Source organism: Salinispora tropica CNB-440 (assembly GCF_000016425.1).
In the GTDB taxonomy this organism is placed as follows: domain Bacteria; phylum Actinomycetota; class Actinomycetes; order Mycobacteriales; family Micromonosporaceae; genus Micromonospora; species Micromonospora tropica.
In genome coordinates, this window is the sequence record NC_009380.1 from 4,514,062 (window position 1) to 4,531,621 (window position 17,560).

The window sequence follows — 17,560 nt, forward strand, 5'->3', positions numbered from 1 at the left end:
GATAGTCGTACGGGCGGCCTTCGCGCTGGGTAGCTTTCGGGCTGGCCGCATTCGACGGCGAGACGGCGTGGATGGGGTTCGCGTCCACGAGTTGGTCATACCCGCCGGGCATGATCTGGTGCATGACCGATTCTGTGACTCACCGACAGCACGCCATCGACTACATTGAGTTCGCCGTCACCGACCTCGCGGAGGCGAAACGGTTTTACGGCTACGCCTTCGGCTGGGAGTTCACCGACTACGGGCCGGAATACGCCGGCATCCGTAGCCCGCACGGCGAGTCCGCGCCCGAGGTGGGCGGACTTCGACAGGACGCGCAGGTCCGTGTGGGCGGCCCGCTGGTCGTGCTGTTCTCGACCGACCTGGAGCAGTCAATCCAGGCGGTGACCAAAGCCGGCGGCACCGTGATCAACGGCCCGTACGACTTCCCGGGCGGGCATCGCTTCCACTTCACCGACCCGAGCGGCAACGAGCTGGCCGTCTGGGCCGAGGCGTAAAGGCTGTCGAAGGCCAGGGTGCTGCCCGATCAGGGGCAGCACCCTGTTAGTGGTGGGGTGACTCGGCGACGAAGACACCACGCCCCGGACGACCCACCAACACCCCCTGCTCCCGCAGCCGCGCCACGGCCCGACTAATCGTGGACTGTGAGGTGTCGTACTCGTCGGCCAGCATCCGACCGGAGGGCAGCTGAGAACCAGGCGGATAGGTCCCATTCTTGATCTTGCTCAACAGGTCTTCGAGCAACTCGTCCATCGTGGGCGGGATAGGCACGTCGGGCCCCTTGCAGTCGGTTGGCACGCCCAGTATCGATCAACCCTTGGCCACAGGCAACATATGTTGTATGAATGACGTAAGTGGGTAACTGACTCCTTGACATAGGTGACTCGGTGTCAGTAGCGTCGCTGTCGGTGATGCGGTGCCGCTGCGGTCGGTTGGCGCCTCTCGTACTGGTCTCGCATCGCCGTCGAGACCGCACCGCCGCGCCACCCCCAGGCGCGGCCCGGCTGTCGTACCGCCAATTGAGGCTGCGATGGCCGGGCCGCGCTCCGCCGGCCGCAACCGGCGGAGCGCCCCTCCACCTACCCGCGACTCGACGAAGGGTGGCCACCATGCGCAACCTGATCCGCCGATTCACGCACCGACCGATGTCCAGCCCGCACAGACCGGTCAGCCACCACCACAAACCCGCGCCGCCGACGCGCCCCCGGCTGCCGCTGCGGCCGGGGCAGATCCGGGACCGGTGCTTCCCGGTCCGCCGACACGGGCTTGACCCGGTGAAGATCCGCGACTTCCTGCACCGGGTCGCCGACGAGTTGACCACCGCGCAGACCGCCCTGGTCGCGGCGCAGGAGGAGAATGTACGAATCAAGACCGCCCTGCGGGAGTGGCAGAGTGCCCAGTCGGCCCGCCACCACTACCGATGACCAGCCGCTGGGTGATCCACCTCCCGGTCACCGCCGCCGACCTGATGCGAGCCCGAATCCTGGCCCGGACCGCCGCCCGAGTATTGATGCGGTTCAGCGCCCGGGTCGAGCCGGGCGGGGTAACCGTCTCCGCCGAGGACCAGCAGGATGTGCGCCACTGGGTCTTCTGCGACCGGCTGTTACCGGAGGGACGTGGCCGGTGCGTACTCGCGGTGGACCACACCTCGCGCTGCCGGCCGCGCCCGCCCCGGTAACGACTCTGCCCGGCCGGTGAACCCGGCCGGGCAGAGCGTGGCAACCAGTAGGACCGCGTGTTCGGGTCAGGTAGTGGTGGCGAGTTCCTCCCCGAGGTCGCCGAGGAGTTCGGCGAAGTCGGTGGTCTCGGCGGCCGGCGGCGTCTCGATGGTCACCGGCTCGTTGTAGTCGGTGTAGTCGACCGTCATCAGGCCCATCTCGCCCATGGTCACGCGGGCCCGGCGCGGCCAGTACTGCTCGTCGATCCACAGCTCGGTCTGTATCTCCGCGACGCCGAACTCGGCCAACTGGTCCTCGGCGTTTGCCAGGCTGGCGGAGTCGAGTTCGCCCTGCTTCTCCAGCAGCGCCAGGTGCTCCTCCGTGGTAACGGTGACGCTGTAGTGGACCGTGGGCACCCCACCCACGGTCTCCTCGCCGACCACGGTGACTCCCTCAAGTTCCAGCAGTGTCTTGACCTGCTGGACCGGGTCGGCATCCCGTATCTGTTCGTCGAGGCCCGTCCCCGAGGCGGCGGAGAAGTCCATCTCCATCCAGCGCTTACCGTCGTTGCGCTCGCGTACTGTCTCGGGGATCTCCATGTACATCACGGAGTCGATCAAACGGATGGTGGTGACCTCTCCCTGCGTCGCCATAACCATCTCGACGCTGACGGAGTCACGCAGATCCATCGCGATCTGCATCTCGAACTCCTCGGGACCACCCGTGGCCACCATTGTCGCCCGCACGGTCTCGACCTTGCTGGTCCGGTCCGCCGCCTCCTGGAGTGAACCCTTGAGGTCGTTGGCGAGTAGCTCCAGCACGCTCGACTGCTGTGCCGCTTCCTGGGAGGCCGTGCTGGGCCCGCAGCCGGTCCCCGCGACCACCGAGGCGGTCGCCGCGGCCAGGACAGCGATGTTCTTCCAACGTGACACGTGTAGTCACTCCCCCGAAGGATGTAAATGATCGACGGATCACGCTATCCCAGTCGGCTGAACTCGACATCGCCCTTTCAGGCATGTCTCGCAGGCAAACCGACGATGACCGAGCAAGTACCCCACGCCGGGACGTCAGGCGCGCAGGCCATCGAAGGCGAAGGAAAGGAGACGTTTCGCGCGGCCGGGACCATCCGCCGCCAGAGCGATACCGATCGTCAGTTGCAGGATGTCCTCGACCTCGAGGCCGGTGCGCACAACGCCGGCCTGCTGAGCCCGAGCGACCAGGTCCGCCCCCGCCGTATGTAGCTTCGCGGCGCAGTCCAGGTCGGCGCCCGGCGGCGCCTTCATGATCGTTTCGGCCAGACCTCGATCCGTCAGGCAGTGCTGAAGGAACGCCTCCAGCCACGCCGTCAACGCATCGCCCGGCGACCGGCTCTGGGCCAACTCACGGGCGCGTTCGCACAGGGTCTCGATCCGGGTGGTGAAGACTTCCAGCAGAAGCGACTCCCGGGTGGGGAAGTGTCGGTACAGGGTGCCGGCACCGACGCCTGCCCGTTGCGCGATCTCGTTTAGGGAGGCGGCGGGGCCATGCTCGGCGATGACGGCGGTGGCCACCGCCACCAACCGGTCCCGGTTGCGCCGTGCGTCGACACGCATCCTTCGTTCCTTCCTGACCACACCATGCGGAGAGCTTCTCCGTATGTTACGTTGCCTCCATGCGGAGAACTTCTCCAGATCGTACCGGTGACATGCACCACCGGGAGACCGACACAAGCGACAGTCACCGAGGGCTCGGGCGAGTCGGCATCTGGACCATGGCGTTCGACTGGCAGCCAGCCGGGCTCGTCCGCGACGCAACCGCCGAGTTGGAGGAACTCGGCTACGGTGCGGTGTGGTATGCCGAGGGTCTCGGCCGCGACGCGGTCAGCCAGGCATGGCTCATCCTGGGCAACACCCGGCGGCTGGTCGTCGGAGCGGGCGTCGCCAACATCGCCGCGCGGGAACCAATCGCGATGGCCGCGGCCCACCGTGCGCTGGACGATGCGTTCGCGGGACGGTTCGTGCTGGGACTCGGCGGACATCGAACCCACGACACCCCGACCAGCACTATCCCAGGGCGCTACGGACGACCGGTACAGACGATGACCGCCTACCTCGACGCCATGGACGCCGCCACCACCGTGCTTCCCGAGCCAACGGGTCCTCGCCGCCGGGTCCTCGCCGCGCTCGGCCCCAGAATGACCGAACTCGCCGCACAACGCACCGAGGGCGCCCTGCCCTACTTCGCACCCGTCGAACACACTCGCCGCACCCGGGAGGGCATGGGACCTGGCCCACTGCTCGCAGTGGAACTCGCGGTCGCCCTCGCCGACGATCCCGATCGAGCACGGCAGCTGGCCCGCGACCATGTCGCCCACTACACCTCCACCGCCCCGCACCAGGCCGCCAATCTGCGTCGCCTGGGCTTCACCGAACAGGACATGCGGGGGCTGAGTAGCACCCTGGTCGACGCCGTGGTCGCGCACGGCGACCTCGACGCGGTACGCACCCGCGTGCGTGAGCACCTGGACGCAGGCGCAAACCACGTCTGCATCCAGGTGCTCACGGCGGATCCGGCCGCGCTGCCCATGGACGAGTGGCGGGAGCTGGCGTTCCTCACCACCGAGGCGACGACATCGAGCGTCGGTTGACCCCATCGAACCGTGCTGGCTGAAAGGATCGGAACAGCATGAACGCCGTACCACCACCAACGACGCGTGCCGACAGGACTTTCCTCGCCGCCCCGAACCGAATTGGCATCACCATCGACTGTCCCGAGCCGGCCTCGGCAGCGGCGTTCTGGGAACGGTTTCTCGGCTATCAACGGCGACCGCACGCCGAAGGAAGCACCTATGTCACGGTCGACTGCCCAGAGCACGTGGCGGGCCCGCCACACCTGACGTTCCAGCAGGTCGCCGAGCCCAAGACCGGCAAGGCGCGCGCCCACCTCGACCTCTTCGTCGACCACGCACGACCACTGACGCAACAGATGCTCGCCGCCGGCGCCCAGCAGGTCAGTGTGACCGATGCCGGTGAGTGGACGACTCGAGTCCTGACCGACCCGGCCGGCAACGAGTTCTGTGTCATCGGCCCGGACTGACCGATGCCGGGGACAGCAGTCGCGCACGGCGCCGTCGCGGGCGGCGGTGGGACGGTGCGGGTCGCCGTCCCACCGCAGGCCCTCCCCTATCCCGGCAGCTCGGGGCCGCCGGCAAGGAGCGGGGCGAGCAGGTCGCCCTGCTCCGCAACCCGGGTGAGCACCTCGGCCGCCGCGTACGGCCTGACCGACGGCCGTTTGCCGGCCCCACCGGCCTCCACCTCGGCCCAGGTCAGCGGGGTGGACACCGCCGGCACCGACTGCGCACGCAGCGAGTACGGCGCCACCGTCGTCTTCGCCGCGTTGTTCTGACTCCAGTCAATGAAGATCTTTCCCGCCCGTAGCTTTCGCGCCATCTTGGACACGACCAGACTCGGATGGGCCCGCTCCAACTCCTGGGCGATCCGTCGCGCGTAGCCGGAGACGACGTCGGCCGGTTGGGTACCGGCGATCGGGCAGCAGAGCTGCATCCCCTTCTTCCCCGAGGTTTTCGGATACGCCTCGATCCCGTCGTCGGCGAGCCGCTCCCGCAGCAACAGGGCTACCTGACAACCCTGGCGTAGCCCGGCCGGCTCACCGGGATCGAGGTCAACCACCATCAGGTCCGGATGTGCCCCGATCTGCCACTGTGGCGTGTGGAGTTCGAGGGCGGCGAGGTTTGCCAACCAGACCAGGGTCGGTAGCTCGTCGGCGACCACATAGTCGATCGTCTCCCGGCCCTTCGCCGAGCCGGGGACGGGCAACGTCTCGGTGCGTACCCAGCTCGGTGTCGCCGCGGGTGCGTTCTTCTCGAAGAAGGAGCTGCCGTCGACGCCGTTCGGGAACCGGATTCGGGTCAGCGCCCGGTCGGACAGGTGCGGCAGGAGCACCGGAGCGACCCGGGTGTAGTAGTCGATCACCTCACCCTTGGTGAACCCGGTCGCGGGGTACAGCACCTTGTCCAGATTCGACAACTCCAGGGTGCGGCCAGCCACGTCGACCCGGAGCCGGTCAGACATCGTCAACCTCCTCGGCGAGTTTGTCCGGGCGCAACCGCAGCACCCGGGGAAAGCGCAGTCGCCCATCCGGGGTGAGCTGGCCGTACTTCACCTCCACCACGACCCGGGGGGCGACCCAGACCACCGCCCGGGTGTCCTCGCGGGGAAGGTCCCCGACGAAGGGGGAAGCACCGGTGCGCAGGGGTTCCAGCTCGCGCAGCAGTTCCCGCTCCAGCGCCGCACCGATGCCACCGCCGACCCGCCCCCGGTAGGCGAGGCGGCCGTCCGACCGTGGCACCCCGACCAGCAGCCCGCCGAGCCGGCGGGCTCCCGGCCGCCAGCCACCCACGACGAAGTCGCCGGTCACCTCCAACTTGACCTTGACCCAGTCCGGCGAACGCGTACCCGGCCGGTAGACGGAACCGACCCGTTTGGCCATCACCCCCTCCAGGCCGTGCTCCCCCGCCGCCTGGAGGGTCGCCGGGCCGTCCGTGAAAGCCGGCGGGACCGCCCAACGAGGCCCGGCCAACCCCAACTCGTCGAGAACGGCTCGCCGCCGCTGCCACGAGTAGCCGGTCAGGTCGATGCCGTCGAGCCGCAACAGGTCGAAGACCAGGTACGTGATGGGCAGGGACGCCGCGAGCCGCGCAGCCCGGCCCCGGTCCCGGACGTGCATTCGCTCGGCGAGCGCCGTGAACGAAGGCTGCCCGGTCTCGCCGAAGAGCACCACCTCGCCATCGAGGAGGACGTCATCCACCTGCGCGGGCAGGCCGGCCAGTTCCGGGTAGGCGACGGTGACCTGAACGCCAGAGCGGGCGTACACCCGGTGTTGACCGTCGCCAATGTTGACCAGCGCTCGGATTCCGTCCCATTTGAACTCATAGGCCCAGCCCGCGCCCGCCGGCAGCTCCCCGGTCGTCGCGAGCATCGGCTTGGGCGGCACGCCGGGCACGAACTGACCTTAGTCGAATCCGGAACTCCTCGCGCCCGGTTCCACCGGATGAGAACATGGCCGATACCGGCGAAAGGAGCGCAGGGTGCGGGCCATTTGGAAAGGAGCCGTGTCGTTCGGGCTCGTCTCAATCGGGGTCAAGCTGTATTCGGCGACCGAGGAAAAGGATATTCGGTTCCACCAGGTGCACCGAGATGACGGCGGCCGAATCCGCTACAAGCGCACCTGCCAGGTCTGCGGCGAGGAGGTCACCTACGACGACATCGTCAAGGGGTACGACCTCGGCGGCGGTGAGCTGGTCATCCTCACCGACGACGACTTCGCCGACCTGCCACTGAGCACCTCACGGGCGATCGACGTGCTGGAGTTCGTCCCCGCCGAGCAGGTCGATCCGATTCTCTACAACAAGGCATACTTCCTCGAGCCGGAGGGCACCGCCACCAAGCCGTACGTGCTGCTGCGCAACGCGCTCACCGACTCCGAACGGGTGGCCATCGTCAAGGTGGCGATCCGCCAACGTGAGCAACTCGCAACGTTGCGGGTGCACCAGGGCGTACTACTGCTCAACACGATGCTCTGGCCCGATGAGATCCGGAAGCCCGAGTTCGGCTTTCTCGACGAGGACCTGAAGGTCCGGCCCCCGGAACTGGCGATGGCCAGCTCACTGATCGGCTCGATGGCGGGTGACTTCCAACCCGATGTCTTCACCGACGACTACCGGACCGCCCTGCAGGAGGTCATCGACGCGAAGGTGGAGGGCCGCGAGATCGTCCAGCCGGAGGAGGCCGAAGAGGCGCCGGCGGCGGCGGTGGACCTGATGGCGGCGCTGAAGGCATCGGTGGAGCGGGCCCAGGCGGCGCGCGGCGAGAAGCCCGCCGGTCCCGGCGCGGGCGAACCGACCCCGATCTCGGCGGCGCGTTCCGCCCAGCGGAAGGCCACCGAGCAGCAGGCCCCGCCGAAGAAGGCCACCGGCAAGAAGAGCGAGAAGGCGACTCCCGAGAAGAAGAAGCCAGCCGAGAAGAAGCCAGCGACCAAGACGACCGCGAAGAAGGGTGAGGGAAAGCAGGCGGAGCCGGCCAAGAAGTCGCCGGCCCGCAAGGGCACCCGCAAGACCGCCTGAACGGCGAGGGCCACCATCGGCGATACCGGATCCCTCCGGACAATGAGGCGTCCGGCATCTGCACCACGGGGACCCAGGCGGGTACCGTGTTCGTCGGCCTTCCCCCGGCACGCGGTGCCGGCCACCCATCTTCGAGCAGGGAGTCGACGCCGTGAGCGAGCGGACGCAGAACCGGGCACAGAAGTCGGAGCGGCGGTTGGCCGCGCAGCTCGCCGAGCAGAAGGCGGCCGAGGCGAAGCGCCGCCGGCAGGCCTGGGCCGGCGGTCTCGCCGGGGTTGCCGTGGCCGCTCTCCTGGTCACCGTGTTCGTGCTGGTCGGGTCGGCAGGCGACGACGAGAGCGACCCGACCACGGCGAGCTCCCCGTCGGTAGGCGCCCCCTCGGCGGACGCTCCCGCAGCGGACGGCCCCGACCCGGCGGCCGGCGGCACCGAGCTGCCGGAAGGGGCCGACCCGGCGCTGAACACCCCGCCGGCCGTGGAGGCGGGCGAGGGCGAGCTGACCGAGCTCGTCGTCACCCCGCTGATCGAGGGCACCGGGCCCGCGGTGGAGAGCGGTCAGGAGATCACCGTCAACTACGTCGGCATCCTCTACAACGACGGCGAGGAGTTCGACTCCTCCTGGTCGCGTGGGCAGCCGGCGAGCTTCCCGATCGGTGTCGGCGCGGTGATCCCCGGCTGGGACGAGGGCCTGGTCGGCGTGACCATCGGCAGCCGGGTGCAGCTGGACATCCCCGCCGAACTGGCGTACGGCACCGCACCGGGCGGTGGCCGCCCGGCCGGCCCACTGCGCTTCGTCGTGGACGTGCTCGGCGCACAGTGACGGCCGGGCCGCCCCGCCGCCGGTGCGGTTGGCCACAGCGGGCTTCCACACCGTTACCGAACGGCAGTAGGTTCGTCGAACCGGGGGGCAGATAGGCCACCCAGGTGCCGGAACGGACGCGGAGGTGCGCATGACAGACGACGCGGAGCGGATGACCCGGTTGATGTGGACCCACTTCGAGCCGGTCCACGCGGTGACGTACTTCCATCCCCGGGCCCGGGCGGCGTACGAGGCGACCGGGTTACGCGGCTACTGGCGGGGCTACTTCGCCGGCCGGTCCGCGCCGCTCGGCGCCACCACCGCGGCACCGGTGGCCGCGGCGTTCTACCACTTCGCCCCACACATGGTGCAGCGTGCGCTGCCCGCGGTCTGGAAGCTGGCATCCCCGGAGGAGGCCCTACGCGCCCGACTCACCGGCGCTGTTCAGGCTCTCGCCGAGCTCACCTACGAGCTGCCCGAGTCCCACCTCACGGAGACCGCCGACCTGCTCGAGGCCGCCGCGGGCGCGACCAGGACGGCGGGCCGGGTGCTGGGAGCCGCGAACGCGGCGCTGCCGCGCGGCGAATACCCGCTCGCCCGGCTCTGGCAGGCGGCGACGGTCCTGCGGGAGCACCGCGGGGACGGGCACATCGCCGCGCTCGTCGCGGCCGACCTGGACCCGGTGGAGACACTGGCCTGGCGGATCGCGGTGGGCATGTCCGCGGCCAGCCTGCTCGGCCGGGGCTGGACCGAGCAGGAGTGGGCGGCGGCCCGGAGCCGGCTCCACGACCGGGGTTGGCTGACCGCCGACGGCGAACCGACCGAACGGGGACGGGCCGGATTCGACGCCGTCGAGGCGGCCACCGAGGCGGCGGCGACCCACCCGTGGCGGGAACTCGGCCCGGAGCGCAGCGCCCGGCTCCAGGAGCTACTCGACCCGGTGGTCCGGGCGGCGCACACCATCATCCCGCCGGACAACCCGATCGGCCTGCCCTCGCTGGGTTAACCGACACCGGTGGCCCGGTCCGGCAGGATGAGGGCATGGTGGCTGCGGTGATCTTCGACCTGGACGGTGTGATCGTGGACTCCGAACCGGTCTGGGAGGAGGTCCGGCGGGCGTACGTGACGGCGCACGGCGGCACCTGGCAGGCCGATTCGCAGCGCCGACTGATGGGCATGAGCACCGGTGAGTGGTCCCGCTACCTCAGCAGTGAGCTCGGCGTCGACCGAACGGCCGAGCAGGTCGCCACCGAGGTGGTCGCGGAGATGTCCCGGCGGTACGCGCACCGCGTACCGCTGATCGACGGGGCCGTCGATGCCGTGCGCCGGACCGCCGGGCGGTGGCCGCTGGGCGTGGCCAGCTCCTCCCCCACCCAGCTGATCCGGGCCGCGCTCGAGGCGACCGGGCTGGGTGACACCTTCGGCGCGACGCTGTCGACCGAGGAGACCGCGCACGGCAAGCCGGCTCCGGATGTCTACCTGGCGGTCGCCGCGCGGCTCGGTGTCGAGCCGGCCCGCTGTGTCGCGGTCGAGGACTCCGCCAACGGAGTCCGGTCCGCCGCTGCCGCGGGGATGGCCGTGGTGGCGGTACCGCACGGGGCGTACCCGCTGGAGCCGGAGGCCGAGCGACTCGCCGCGGTGGTGCTCTCCTCGATCGGCGAGCTGACACCGGAGACCGTGGCGACGGTCCACGACGCCAGTTCCCCGGTTACGAGGACAAAGACGAATGACTCTCGCAACAATGACAGTGCGGGTCGCCCCGCTTAGCGGGCGGCCCCGGCGCGGTGCGAACGCCGGGGCCGCCCCCCTGACCGCGACAGTGGTGGCGGCTAGGAGGAGGCCAACTCCTGGACGGCAAGGTCCCCCTCGGCGTACCGGGACCGGACCGCCTTCTTGTCGAACTTGCCCACGCTGGTCCTCGGCACGGCGTCGATGACCGCCCAGCGCTCGGGGAGTTGCCAACGGGCCACCGACTCGGCGAGGAAGCTCCGCAGCTCCTCAACCCCGACCTTCGTCCCCTCACGGAGCACCACGGTCGCCAGCGGCCGTTCGCCCCAACGCTGGTCTGGGACCCCCACCACGCAGGCCTCGACCACATCCGGGTGGGCCATCAACGCGTTCTCCAGCTCCACCGAGGAGATCCACTCGCCGCCGGACTTGATCACGTCCTTCGCCCGGTCGGTCAAGGTCAGGTAGCCATCCGAGGAGAGGGTGCCCACGTCACCCGTACGCAGCCAGCCATCCCGGAACGTCTCCTCATCCGGGGTTTCGTCGCCGACGTACCGCCCGGTCACCCACGGCCCGCGGACCTCCAGCTCACCCACGGACGTCCCGTCGGCGGGCAACGGCTCGCCCTGCGGGCCGACGATCCGGGCCTCGACTCCGGCCGGGACCCGACCCTGGGTGTAGCGGTACCGCCACGCCTCCGCGCCGTCAACGCCGGCCGGTGGGCGGGCCACCGAACCGAGCGGAGAGGTCTCGGTCATGCCCCAGGCGTGGATGATCCGGATGTCGTGCCGCTCCTCGAAGGCGTGCATCAGGGCCGGTGGACACGCCGACCCACCCACGATCACCTCACCCAGGGAGCTGGTGTCGACATCGTGGCTGTCCAGGTGGGCGAGCAGATCGGTCCAGATGGTGGGGACGGCACCGGCGACGGTCGGCCGTTCGGTGGCGATCATCTCGGCGATCGGGGCGGCCTGGAGGAAGCGGTCTGGCAGGAGAAGCGACGCGCCGCAGAGGAACGCCGCGTAGGGCAGCCCCCAGGACATCGCATGAAACATCGGCACGATGCCCAACACCCGGTCCTCCGGCCCGAGGCTGAACGACTCCGGCATGCAGACCTGAAGTGAGTGCAGGTAGAGCGAGCGGTGCGAGTAGGCCACCCCCTTGGGGTTGCCGGTGGTCCCGGAGGTGTAGCAGAGCGCGGCGGCCGAGCGCTCGTCCACATCCGGCCAGTCGTAGGTGTCGGGCTTCCCGGCCAGCAGGGCGTCCCAGTGGTGTACGGAGATCCGGTTGCCGGCCGCCGCGACCAGCGGGGCGGGATCACCGTCGCCGACCACCACCACGTGCCGGACGGTGGTCATGTCGCCGATGGCCTTCGCCAGCAGCGGGATCAGTGTCGTGTCGACCAGCACCACCCGGTCCTGCGCGTGGTTGGCGATGTAGGCGACCTGGTCCGGGAGAAGCCGGATGTTGAGCGTGTGCAGCACCGCGCCCATGCTCGGCACCGCGAAGTACGCCACCAGGTGCTCGGTGTTGTTCCACAGGAAGGTGGCGACGCGCTCGTCCCCGGTCACCCCGCACTCGTCGCGCAACGCGTGTGCCAGCTGGGCGGCCGCGCGCGCCACGTCCGCGTAGCTCATCCGGCGTGACTCGGCTCCGGTCCAGGTGACCACCGCGGTCGCGCTGTGCACGGTGGCGCCGTGGCCAAGGATCCGGGAGACCTGGAGAGGGGCATCCATCATCGTGCTCCGCATGAGCAACAAACTAGTGTCGCCGGTCACATCTGGGAAGCCCGGATCTCCATCTCGCCCCGCCGAAGGTGCGTAGATTATCCGGGGTGAGCATTTCCTGGGCAGATTCCTACGTCGGGCAGCTACGCGCCCTCGCCGGCGACCGGACGCTGATGTTCGTCGGTGCCCGCGCGGTGGTGCGGGACAACGCAAGCCGGATCCTGCTGATCCAGCGCGCCGACAACGGGCACTGGGCCATGCCGGCGGGGGCGATGGAGTTGGGTGAGTCGATCGCCGACTGCGCGGTGCGGGAGGTCCGGGAGGAGACCGGGCTGCGCGCCCTGCGGGTCAGCGCCTTCGCCCTCTACACCGGGCCGGACCGCACCCACACCAACATGTACGGGCACACGTACCAGATCTTCACCGCCGCGTTCCGGGTGGAGGAGTGGGACGGAGACGTGGTCCGGATGACCGACGAGACCACCGATGCCGCCTTCTTCGACCGCGGCCACCTGCCCAGCCCGCTGTCGGCCAGCGTCCCGGAGACCCTCGCCGACCTGGATGTCTTCGAACAGACAAACCGCCTGATCCTCAAGTAGTCCGCCGCCGCTCACACACCGCCAGGTTTGGCCCGGCGGACCGGTGGGGACCCGGACGGACATGGCAGGAGCAGCAGCGGAACAGCACCGACTCGCCGCCGTGGTGGAGAGCTGGCTGGGACGCCCCGTCCTGGTCGTCGGGGACGCCATGCTCGACGAGTGGCGGTTCGCCGACTCGGATCGGCTCTGCCGGGAGGCGCCGGCCCCGATCCTCACGCTACGCCGCCGGATCTCCGCCGCGGGCGGTGCGGCGAACACCGCCGTCAACATCGCCGCGCTCGGCGGACGGGCCGCGCTGGTCGCCCCGATCGGCGCGGACGTGGCCGGCGACGAGGTGCACGACTGCCTGGACCGGGCCGGCGTGTGGGACCGCACGGTCAGCCAACCGAACCGCCCGACCCCGGTCAAGCGGCGGATGCTCGCCGGCAGCCAGATCCTGCTGCGGGAGGACTCCGGTGGTCCCGCGGAGCCCCTGGACGACGCCGGAGTAGCTCGGCTGCTCGATGCCCTCACCTGCGCAACCGCGGAGCTGCACGCGGCGGGCGGCGCGGCACCGACCCTGGTGGTCTGCGACTACGCGCTGGGGGCCCTGCCCGCACCGGTGCGTGCGTGGCTGGTCGCCAACCGGGAGCGGTACGCGACGGTCGCGTTGGACGCGCATGACCTTGCCGACTGGCGTGGGCTCGCCCCGACCGTGGTCACTCCGAGCTTCGCCGAGGCCAGCCGGCTGCTCGCCCGCACCGCGACCTGCCCCACGGGCGGAGACCTGCACCTGGACCACCTGGACGGCGCCCTCGCCGACGGCCCCTCCGAGCTGACCGTGGGCGTCGCGCCCGGCGATGGTCGGGTCGCCGACGCTGACGAGGGCACCGGCCCCGAGACGAGCGGGGACGCCGCCGACGCGGGGTTGGACCGGGCGGTGCTCGCCGAATCCCGCCTGGCGGAGCTGCGGCAGCACACCGGCGCGGATGTCGTGGCGGTAACGCTGGACACCGAGGGCGCGGTCGTCGCCGGCTCGGACGGCGAGTCCAGCCGTAGCCACAGCAACCCGATGCCGGCCAGCCACACCGTGGGAGCCGGAGACGCCTACCTGGCGGCGATGACCCTCGCCCTGGCCGCCGACGCTCCCCTACCGACCGCCGCGCAGCTCGCCCAGCTCGCGGCCACCATCACCGTCTCCGACACCGGTACCTGTGTCTGCCGGCGGGAGGACCTGCTCACCGCGCTCGACCGTACCGATGCCGGCGGCCGGCCGACCCTCGTCGACGCCGACGAGCTGGCGACCATCGCCGGGGCACACCGCCGCGCGGGTCGCTCGGTCGTCTTCACCAACGGGTGCTTCGATGTCCTGCATCCGGGACACGTGCGTTACCTGGAGCAGGCCCGCGCCCTCGGTGACCTGCTCGTGGTGGCGGTCAACGCCGACGGCAGCGTCCGCCGGCTCAAGGGCGCGGACCGCCCGGTCAACCCGGTCGAGGACCGGGTGGCCCTGCTGGCGGCGCTGACCCACGTTGACCATGTGGTGGTCTTCGAGGAGGACTCGCCCGCCCGGCTCATCGAGGCCATCCGGCCGGACATCTACGTCAAGGGCGGGGACTACCCGCCGGAGTTGGTGCCGGAGGCGCCCCTGGTGCGCCGGCTCGGTGGTCAGGTCCGCACCCTCGGCTACGTGCCGGACCGCTCCACTTCGGCGATCATCGACCGGATCCGGGCGTACGGCGGCAGCGCATCGGTGGCGGGGCAGGCGTGAGCCGACCCCTCGAGCACGGCACCTCCGACGAGTTCCGCGCCGACCGGCACCTCGACGTACTGGTCCCCACCCGAAACCGCCCCGCCGAACTGGCGGTCACCCTCTCCGGGCTCGCCGCCCAGGAAGGCGTACCGGACTTCGGGGTGGTGGTCAGCGACCAGTCCGACGACGCGCCCGCGTACGCGCACCCGGCCGTGGCCACGATGGTCCGGGTCCTGCGCCACCAGGGGCACCCGGTCCTGCTGACCCGCCGACTGCCCCGACGCGGAATGGCCGAGCACCGGGCATCGCTGCTGGCCGCCTCCACCGCCCGCTACGTGCTCTGCCTCGACGACGACGTGTGGTTGGCACCGGGAACCCTGCGCCGGCTGGTCACCGCGATCGCGGAGCTGGGCTGCGGGTTCGTCGGCAACGCCGTACACGGCCTGTCGTACCGGCACGACATCCGCCCCGAGACACACCGGCACTACGAAGAGTGGGACGGGCCGCCGGCGCCGGAGCGGATCCGCCCGGGCACCCCAGAGTGGGAGCGCGCACTGCTCCACCCAGCCGCGAACCTGCTGCACGTCACCGAGCGGCTACGCCTGCCACGCGGCTCCTGGCGGGCGTACAAGGTGTCCTGGATCGGTGGTTGTGTGCTGTACGACCGGGAAAAGCTGGTCGACGCGGGCGGCTTCGACTTCTGGCGACGGGTGCCGGAGAAGCACCAGGGCGAGGATGTCGCCGCCCAACTCGCTGTGCTGGAGCGACACGGCGGTGCCGGCGTCCTGCCCAGCGGGGCGTTCCACCTGGAGTCACCGACCACCGTCACCGAACGTGAGATTGAGGCGTGGGAGGTGCTCCTCGAACAGGCCTGACCGGTGGGCGGCACACCGTGCCTCAAAGCGTCGAGGCCGGCTGTTCTCCGTCGGCGAGCAGGTCGCGGGCGGCTTCGAGGACCTCGATCACCGGGACCTCGGCCACGAACGAGTCGCGGTGTGGGCATTCGCCATCGCCGGGCCGGTGTGGGTAGCTACCCGGGGTGCAGTCGACCTCGCAGACCGGACAGTGCACCGTCCAGGACGTGATCGGGCGGTGCCGGCCCCGCAGCGGGCTCGCCGTGGTGATCAGGTTGCCGACCCAGAAGATGCCGACCGTGGGAGTGCCGACCGCCGCCGCCAGGTGCAGCGGCCCGGTGTCGTTGGCGACCACCAGCGCGCAGCCGGCGTAGCAGCCGGCCAACCCGCCGAGGCTGAGCGTGCCGACCTCCGGCCGCAGCGGCACCCCGGCCGCCGCCACCACCCGGTCCACCACCTCCTGTTCCACCGGGGTGCCGGTGACCAGCACCTCGTACCCGTCCCCGTGCAGCTGCCGGGCGACGGCCGCGAAGTGCTCGACCGGCCAGCGTCGACGGGTGTCGGTGGCACCCGGGTGCAGCGCCACCCGGGGCCGGTCCGCCGGGCCGAGCACCTCGGCCGCCTCGGCCCGGTCGGCGTCGGTGACCGCCAGGGCGGGGACAACCGTGGTCGCCGGTGCCCCCACCAGGGCCGCCACCTCCAGGTAGCGGATCACCTCGTGCTGGTAGTAGACGTATCGCAGCCAGCGGTCCAGCGGCGGTGCGTCCTCTGCCCGCAGACCTGCCGTCACCCGGGCCCCGAGACCGGCCACGACCGGGTTGGAGTTGGCCCCACCGCCGTGCACCTGCAACGCCAGGTCGAAGCGTTCCGTGCGGGCCCGGGCGAGGAAGTCCGCCAACCCGGACTCCGGCTCGTCCGGCTCCGGGTGACGGATTCCGGGAGCCGGCGGAACCACCAGGACCCGGTCCACCGGACCCGGCCGGTCGCGCCAGAGCTTCGCGTGCCACGGCGCGCCGAGCAGGACTATCTCCGCGGCGGGGTACGCGGCCCGCAACGCGGCCAGCGTCGGCAGGACGAAGATGAAGTCCCCGAGCGCGTTGGCCCGCAGCACGGCGATCCGCTCCACCTCGGGTACGCGCTCTGCGGTGGGGCCGAGCAGGTGCGGGGCGACCATCGGCGCGCTACGGCCGGCCGGTCTCGACGTTCGGTTGGTGCAGCTCCCGGTTGACGGCGGGGTCGACCGGGAACGGGGTATCGCCGTCGACGCCGCGAGCACCGCTGTGCCCGACGGTGATGGTGCGGGGCTCGGGTCGGGCGGTCCGGGGCAGCCGAATCCGGAGCAGACCGTGATCCATCACCGCGTCGATGGCCTCCGGGTCCACCCGGGACGGCAGGTCCACCCGGTACACGAACGCACGGGCCTCGGAGCCGTCGAGGATCCCGTAGTCGGCGTTGACCTCGGCCTCCGACCGGGCCCGTACGCAGAGCTCACGGTCGTCCAGCTCGACCGCCACCTCGTCGGGCGCCACCCCGGGCAGCCGAACAACCACCTCCCAACCGTCGGCTGTCTCGTCCAGTTGGAGGTCCGTCAGGTCCGACCGGCCCCCGACCAGCCGCCCCAGCTCGGCGCGGAGCGAATGCAACTCGCCCATCGGGTCCCACCCCTGCTGCCGTCCGCGCCTGCCCTGGCCGATCCCGCCGCCGGGTTCACTCATCACACTTCTCCTATTCACTGGGTGCTTGCCGAGGGCCGCAGGGAGCTGGGCGCGTCCAGGTCGGCGTCCCGGTCGACCCCCACTCCGAGGCGGTCAACCAGTTCTCCGCCGAGCCACGCGCTGATCCCGAGGATGGCCAAGGCGACGATCTCGATCGCGATGAGCGCGCCGCCGGCGGCCCGGGTATCGGCGTTGAGCCGGACCGCCCAGACCGCGGCGAAGAGCAGGATCAGCGCCACGTTCGCGGCGGCGTGGGTGAGCGCCACCCGCTTGGCTCTGGTGCCGGTCGGGATGGCGAGCAGGTCGAACGTCCCGGCCACCGCGGCCAGCAGGCCACCGACCAGGCCGACGGTGAGGTTCCAGTAGGCGACCTCACCGAGGAAGTCGGGCCCGCCGACGGTGTCGACCACGTCGAAGAGCACGGCGGTGGCGAGCAGGGCGACCGGGAACATCACCAGCATTGGGTGGAGGGGGTGACCCAACACTTTGAGTCGGCTCTCCATACCGGGCCTCCACTGTTCGGTCCTGCCGGCGCTCGTTGGTCCTACCTGCCCTGTTTGTGGTCCTACTGCCGGATCGGGTGCGGCGGGTACCCTCCACCACACCGGGCAAACCTCACCCCGGTCG

General features: G+C 70.7%; 21 protein-coding genes. 12 read left to right on the forward strand and 9 right to left on the reverse strand.

Features of this window, described 5'->3' with window-relative positions:
- The first annotated feature begins 122 nt into the window (after positions 1–122).
- Positions 123–497 carry a VOC family protein gene (locus tag STROP_RS19930; RefSeq protein WP_026275536.1) on the forward strand — a complete coding sequence of 125 codons (375 nt, stop codon included), beginning with the start codon at positions 123–125 and terminating at the stop codon, positions 495–497.
- Positions 498–543: 46 nt separating this feature from the next.
- Here STROP_RS19930 and STROP_RS19935 read toward each other — a convergent pair whose 3' ends face one another.
- On the reverse strand, positions 544–753 hold the full coding sequence (locus STROP_RS19935) for a GntR family transcriptional regulator (RefSeq protein WP_026275535.1): 210 nt from the start codon (positions 751–753) through the stop codon (positions 544–546).
- A gap of 347 nt (positions 754–1,100) precedes the next feature.
- Between STROP_RS19935 and STROP_RS19940 the strand changes: the two genes are divergently transcribed.
- Both STROP_RS19940 and STROP_RS19945 read left to right on the forward strand, forming a co-directional pair.
- A complete protein-coding gene (locus STROP_RS19940; RefSeq protein ID WP_026275538.1) occupies positions 1,101–1,424 on the forward strand; it encodes a hypothetical protein in 324 nt (107 codons plus the stop codon).
- The gene (locus tag STROP_RS19945; protein ID WP_012015155.1) at positions 1,421–1,678 is read left to right on the forward strand and encodes a hypothetical protein; all 258 of its coding nucleotides are present in this window, start codon (positions 1,421–1,423) and stop codon (positions 1,676–1,678) included. The genes STROP_RS19940 and STROP_RS19945 overlap by 4 nt, the downstream gene beginning before the upstream one ends.
- A gap of 66 nt (positions 1,679–1,744) precedes the next feature.
- Here the strand turns inward: STROP_RS19945 and STROP_RS19950 are convergent, their stop codons facing one another.
- Together STROP_RS19950 and STROP_RS19955 are read right to left on the reverse strand one after the other, a co-directional pair.
- The gene (locus STROP_RS19950) at positions 1,745–2,590 is read right to left on the reverse strand and encodes an SCO4651 family lipoprotein (protein WP_012015161.1); all 846 of its coding nucleotides are present in this window, start codon (positions 2,588–2,590) and stop codon (positions 1,745–1,747) included.
- A 135-nt stretch (positions 2,591–2,725) separates the two neighbouring features.
- A complete protein-coding gene (locus tag STROP_RS19955; RefSeq protein ID WP_012015162.1) occupies positions 2,726–3,250 on the reverse strand; it encodes a TetR/AcrR family transcriptional regulator in 525 nt (174 codons plus the stop codon).
- A 59-nt stretch (positions 3,251–3,309) separates the two neighbouring features.
- On the opposite strand from STROP_RS19955, the gene STROP_RS19960 reads away from it, so the two are divergent.
- Both STROP_RS19960 and STROP_RS19965 read left to right on the forward strand, forming a co-directional pair.
- A complete protein-coding gene (locus STROP_RS19960; protein ID WP_012015163.1) occupies positions 3,310–4,284 on the forward strand; it encodes a TIGR03620 family F420-dependent LLM class oxidoreductase in 975 nt (324 codons plus the stop codon).
- A 38-nt stretch (positions 4,285–4,322) separates the two neighbouring features.
- Positions 4,323–4,733: a VOC family protein gene (locus STROP_RS19965; RefSeq protein ID WP_012015164.1), complete on the forward strand. Its 411-nt coding sequence runs from the start codon at positions 4,323–4,325 to the stop codon at positions 4,731–4,733.
- A gap of 86 nt (positions 4,734–4,819) precedes the next feature.
- On the opposite strand, the gene ligD (STROP_RS19970) is transcribed toward STROP_RS19965, so the two are convergent.
- Both ligD (STROP_RS19970) and ligD (STROP_RS19975) read right to left on the reverse strand, forming a co-directional pair.
- Positions 4,820–5,728, reverse strand: coding sequence for a non-homologous end-joining DNA ligase (gene ligD / locus STROP_RS19970; RefSeq protein ID WP_012015165.1), 909 nt, complete (start codon positions 5,726–5,728; stop codon positions 4,820–4,822).
- The gene (ligD, locus tag STROP_RS19975) at positions 5,721–6,659 is read right to left on the reverse strand and encodes a non-homologous end-joining DNA ligase (RefSeq protein ID WP_012015166.1); all 939 of its coding nucleotides are present in this window, start codon (positions 6,657–6,659) and stop codon (positions 5,721–5,723) included. The genes ligD (STROP_RS19970) and ligD (STROP_RS19975) overlap by 8 nt, the downstream gene beginning before the upstream one ends.
- A gap of 85 nt (positions 6,660–6,744) precedes the next feature.
- Here ligD (STROP_RS19975) and ku point away from each other — a divergent pair, with 85 nt between their 5' ends.
- The 4 genes from ku (at position 6,745) to STROP_RS19995 (ending at position 10,345) form a co-directional block, all read left to right on the forward strand.
- Complete coding sequence (gene ku, locus STROP_RS19980) at positions 6,745–7,779, forward strand: non-homologous end joining protein Ku (RefSeq protein WP_012015167.1); 1,035 nt, start codon at positions 6,745–6,747, stop codon at positions 7,777–7,779.
- Between the two features lie 151 nt (positions 7,780–7,930).
- Positions 7,931–8,599 carry an FKBP-type peptidyl-prolyl cis-trans isomerase gene (locus STROP_RS19985; protein ID WP_012015168.1) on the forward strand — a complete coding sequence of 223 codons (669 nt, stop codon included), beginning with the start codon at positions 7,931–7,933 and terminating at the stop codon, positions 8,597–8,599.
- A 130-nt stretch (positions 8,600–8,729) separates the two neighbouring features.
- Positions 8,730–9,584, forward strand: coding sequence for an SCO6745 family protein (locus STROP_RS19990; protein ID WP_012015169.1), 855 nt, complete (start codon positions 8,730–8,732; stop codon positions 9,582–9,584).
- A 35-nt stretch (positions 9,585–9,619) separates the two neighbouring features.
- Positions 9,620–10,345 (forward strand): HAD family hydrolase, encoded by a 726-nt coding sequence (locus tag STROP_RS19995; protein WP_012015170.1) that lies wholly within the window; start codon positions 9,620–9,622, stop codon positions 10,343–10,345.
- Between the two features lie 62 nt (positions 10,346–10,407).
- On the opposite strand, the gene STROP_RS20000 is transcribed toward STROP_RS19995, so the two are convergent.
- A complete protein-coding gene (locus STROP_RS20000; protein ID WP_043535669.1) occupies positions 10,408–12,057 on the reverse strand; it encodes a fatty acid--CoA ligase in 1,650 nt (549 codons plus the stop codon).
- 83 nt (positions 12,058–12,140) lie between these two features.
- Between STROP_RS20000 and STROP_RS20005 the strand changes: the two genes are divergently transcribed.
- The 3 genes from STROP_RS20005 to STROP_RS20015 all read left to right on the forward strand — a co-directional run bounded on the left by STROP_RS20005 (position 12,141) and on the right by STROP_RS20015 (position 15,239).
- The gene (locus tag STROP_RS20005) at positions 12,141–12,632 is read left to right on the forward strand and encodes an NUDIX domain-containing protein (RefSeq protein ID WP_026275353.1); all 492 of its coding nucleotides are present in this window, start codon (positions 12,141–12,143) and stop codon (positions 12,630–12,632) included.
- A 61-nt stretch (positions 12,633–12,693) separates the two neighbouring features.
- Positions 12,694–14,382, forward strand: a complete 1,689-nt coding sequence (rfaE2, locus tag STROP_RS20010; protein ID WP_012015173.1) for a D-glycero-beta-D-manno-heptose 1-phosphate adenylyltransferase — start codon at positions 12,694–12,696, stop codon at positions 14,380–14,382.
- Positions 14,379–15,239: a glycosyltransferase family A protein gene (locus STROP_RS20015; protein ID WP_012015174.1), complete on the forward strand. Its 861-nt coding sequence runs from the start codon at positions 14,379–14,381 to the stop codon at positions 15,237–15,239. Before rfaE2 ends, STROP_RS20015 begins: the two co-directional genes overlap by 4 nt.
- A 22-nt stretch (positions 15,240–15,261) precedes the next feature.
- Here the strand turns inward: STROP_RS20015 and STROP_RS20020 are convergent, their stop codons facing one another.
- Genes STROP_RS20020 through STROP_RS20030 form a run of 3 tightly spaced genes read right to left on the reverse strand, consistent with a single transcriptional unit; the run spans position 15,262 to position 17,436 of the window.
- Positions 15,262–16,392, reverse strand: a complete 1,131-nt coding sequence (locus STROP_RS20020; protein ID WP_012015175.1) for a glycosyltransferase family 9 protein — start codon at positions 16,390–16,392, stop codon at positions 15,262–15,264.
- Positions 16,393–16,399: 7 nt separating this feature from the next.
- Positions 16,400–16,933 (reverse strand): Hsp20/alpha crystallin family protein, encoded by a 534-nt coding sequence (locus STROP_RS20025; RefSeq protein WP_012015176.1) that lies wholly within the window; start codon positions 16,931–16,933, stop codon positions 16,400–16,402.
- Positions 16,934–16,947: 14 nt separating this feature from the next.
- Complete coding sequence (locus tag STROP_RS20030) at positions 16,948–17,436, reverse strand: DUF2231 domain-containing protein (RefSeq protein ID WP_012015177.1); 489 nt, start codon at positions 17,434–17,436, stop codon at positions 16,948–16,950.
- Positions 17,437–17,560: the final 124 nt, after the last annotated feature.

What these genes read in the sequence shown, in the direction of transcription:
- STROP_RS19995 (WP_012015170.1), top strand. Translation starts at nt 9,620, where the DNA reads ATGGTGGCTGCGGTGATCTTCGACCTGGACGGTGTGATCGTGGACTCC.
- STROP_RS19955 (WP_012015162.1), bottom strand. Translation starts at nt 3,250, where the DNA reads ATGCGTGTCGACGCACGGCGCAACCGGGACCGGTTGGTGGCGGTGGCC.
- STROP_RS19935 (WP_026275535.1), bottom strand. Translation starts at nt 753, where the DNA reads ATGGACGAGTTGCTCGAAGACCTGTTGAGCAAGATCAAGAATGGGACC.
- STROP_RS20020 (WP_012015175.1), bottom strand. Translation starts at nt 16,392, where the DNA reads ATGGTCGCCCCGCACCTGCTCGGCCCCACCGCAGAGCGCGTACCCGAG.
- STROP_RS20000 (WP_043535669.1), bottom strand. Translation starts at nt 12,057, where the DNA reads ATGCGGAGCACGATGATGGATGCCCCTCTCCAGGTCTCCCGGATCCTT.
- STROP_RS20025 (WP_012015176.1), bottom strand. Translation starts at nt 16,933, where the DNA reads ATGAGTGAACCCGGCGGCGGGATCGGCCAGGGCAGGCGCGGACGGCAG.
- STROP_RS19965 (WP_012015164.1), top strand. Translation starts at nt 4,323, where the DNA reads ATGAACGCCGTACCACCACCAACGACGCGTGCCGACAGGACTTTCCTC.
- ligD (WP_012015165.1), bottom strand. Translation starts at nt 5,728, where the DNA reads ATGTCTGACCGGCTCCGGGTCGACGTGGCTGGCCGCACCCTGGAGTTG.
- STROP_RS19990 (WP_012015169.1), top strand. Translation starts at nt 8,730, where the DNA reads ATGACAGACGACGCGGAGCGGATGACCCGGTTGATGTGGACCCACTTC.
- STROP_RS19960 (WP_012015163.1), top strand. Translation starts at nt 3,310, where the DNA reads ATGCGGAGAACTTCTCCAGATCGTACCGGTGACATGCACCACCGGGAG.
- STROP_RS20030 (WP_012015177.1), bottom strand. Translation starts at nt 17,436, where the DNA reads ATGGAGAGCCGACTCAAAGTGTTGGGTCACCCCCTCCACCCAATGCTG.
- STROP_RS19945 (WP_012015155.1), top strand. Translation starts at nt 1,421, where the DNA reads ATGACCAGCCGCTGGGTGATCCACCTCCCGGTCACCGCCGCCGACCTG.
- STROP_RS19930 (WP_026275536.1), top strand. Translation starts at nt 123, where the DNA reads ATGACCGATTCTGTGACTCACCGACAGCACGCCATCGACTACATTGAG.
- rfaE2 (WP_012015173.1), top strand. Translation starts at nt 12,694, where the DNA reads ATGGCAGGAGCAGCAGCGGAACAGCACCGACTCGCCGCCGTGGTGGAG.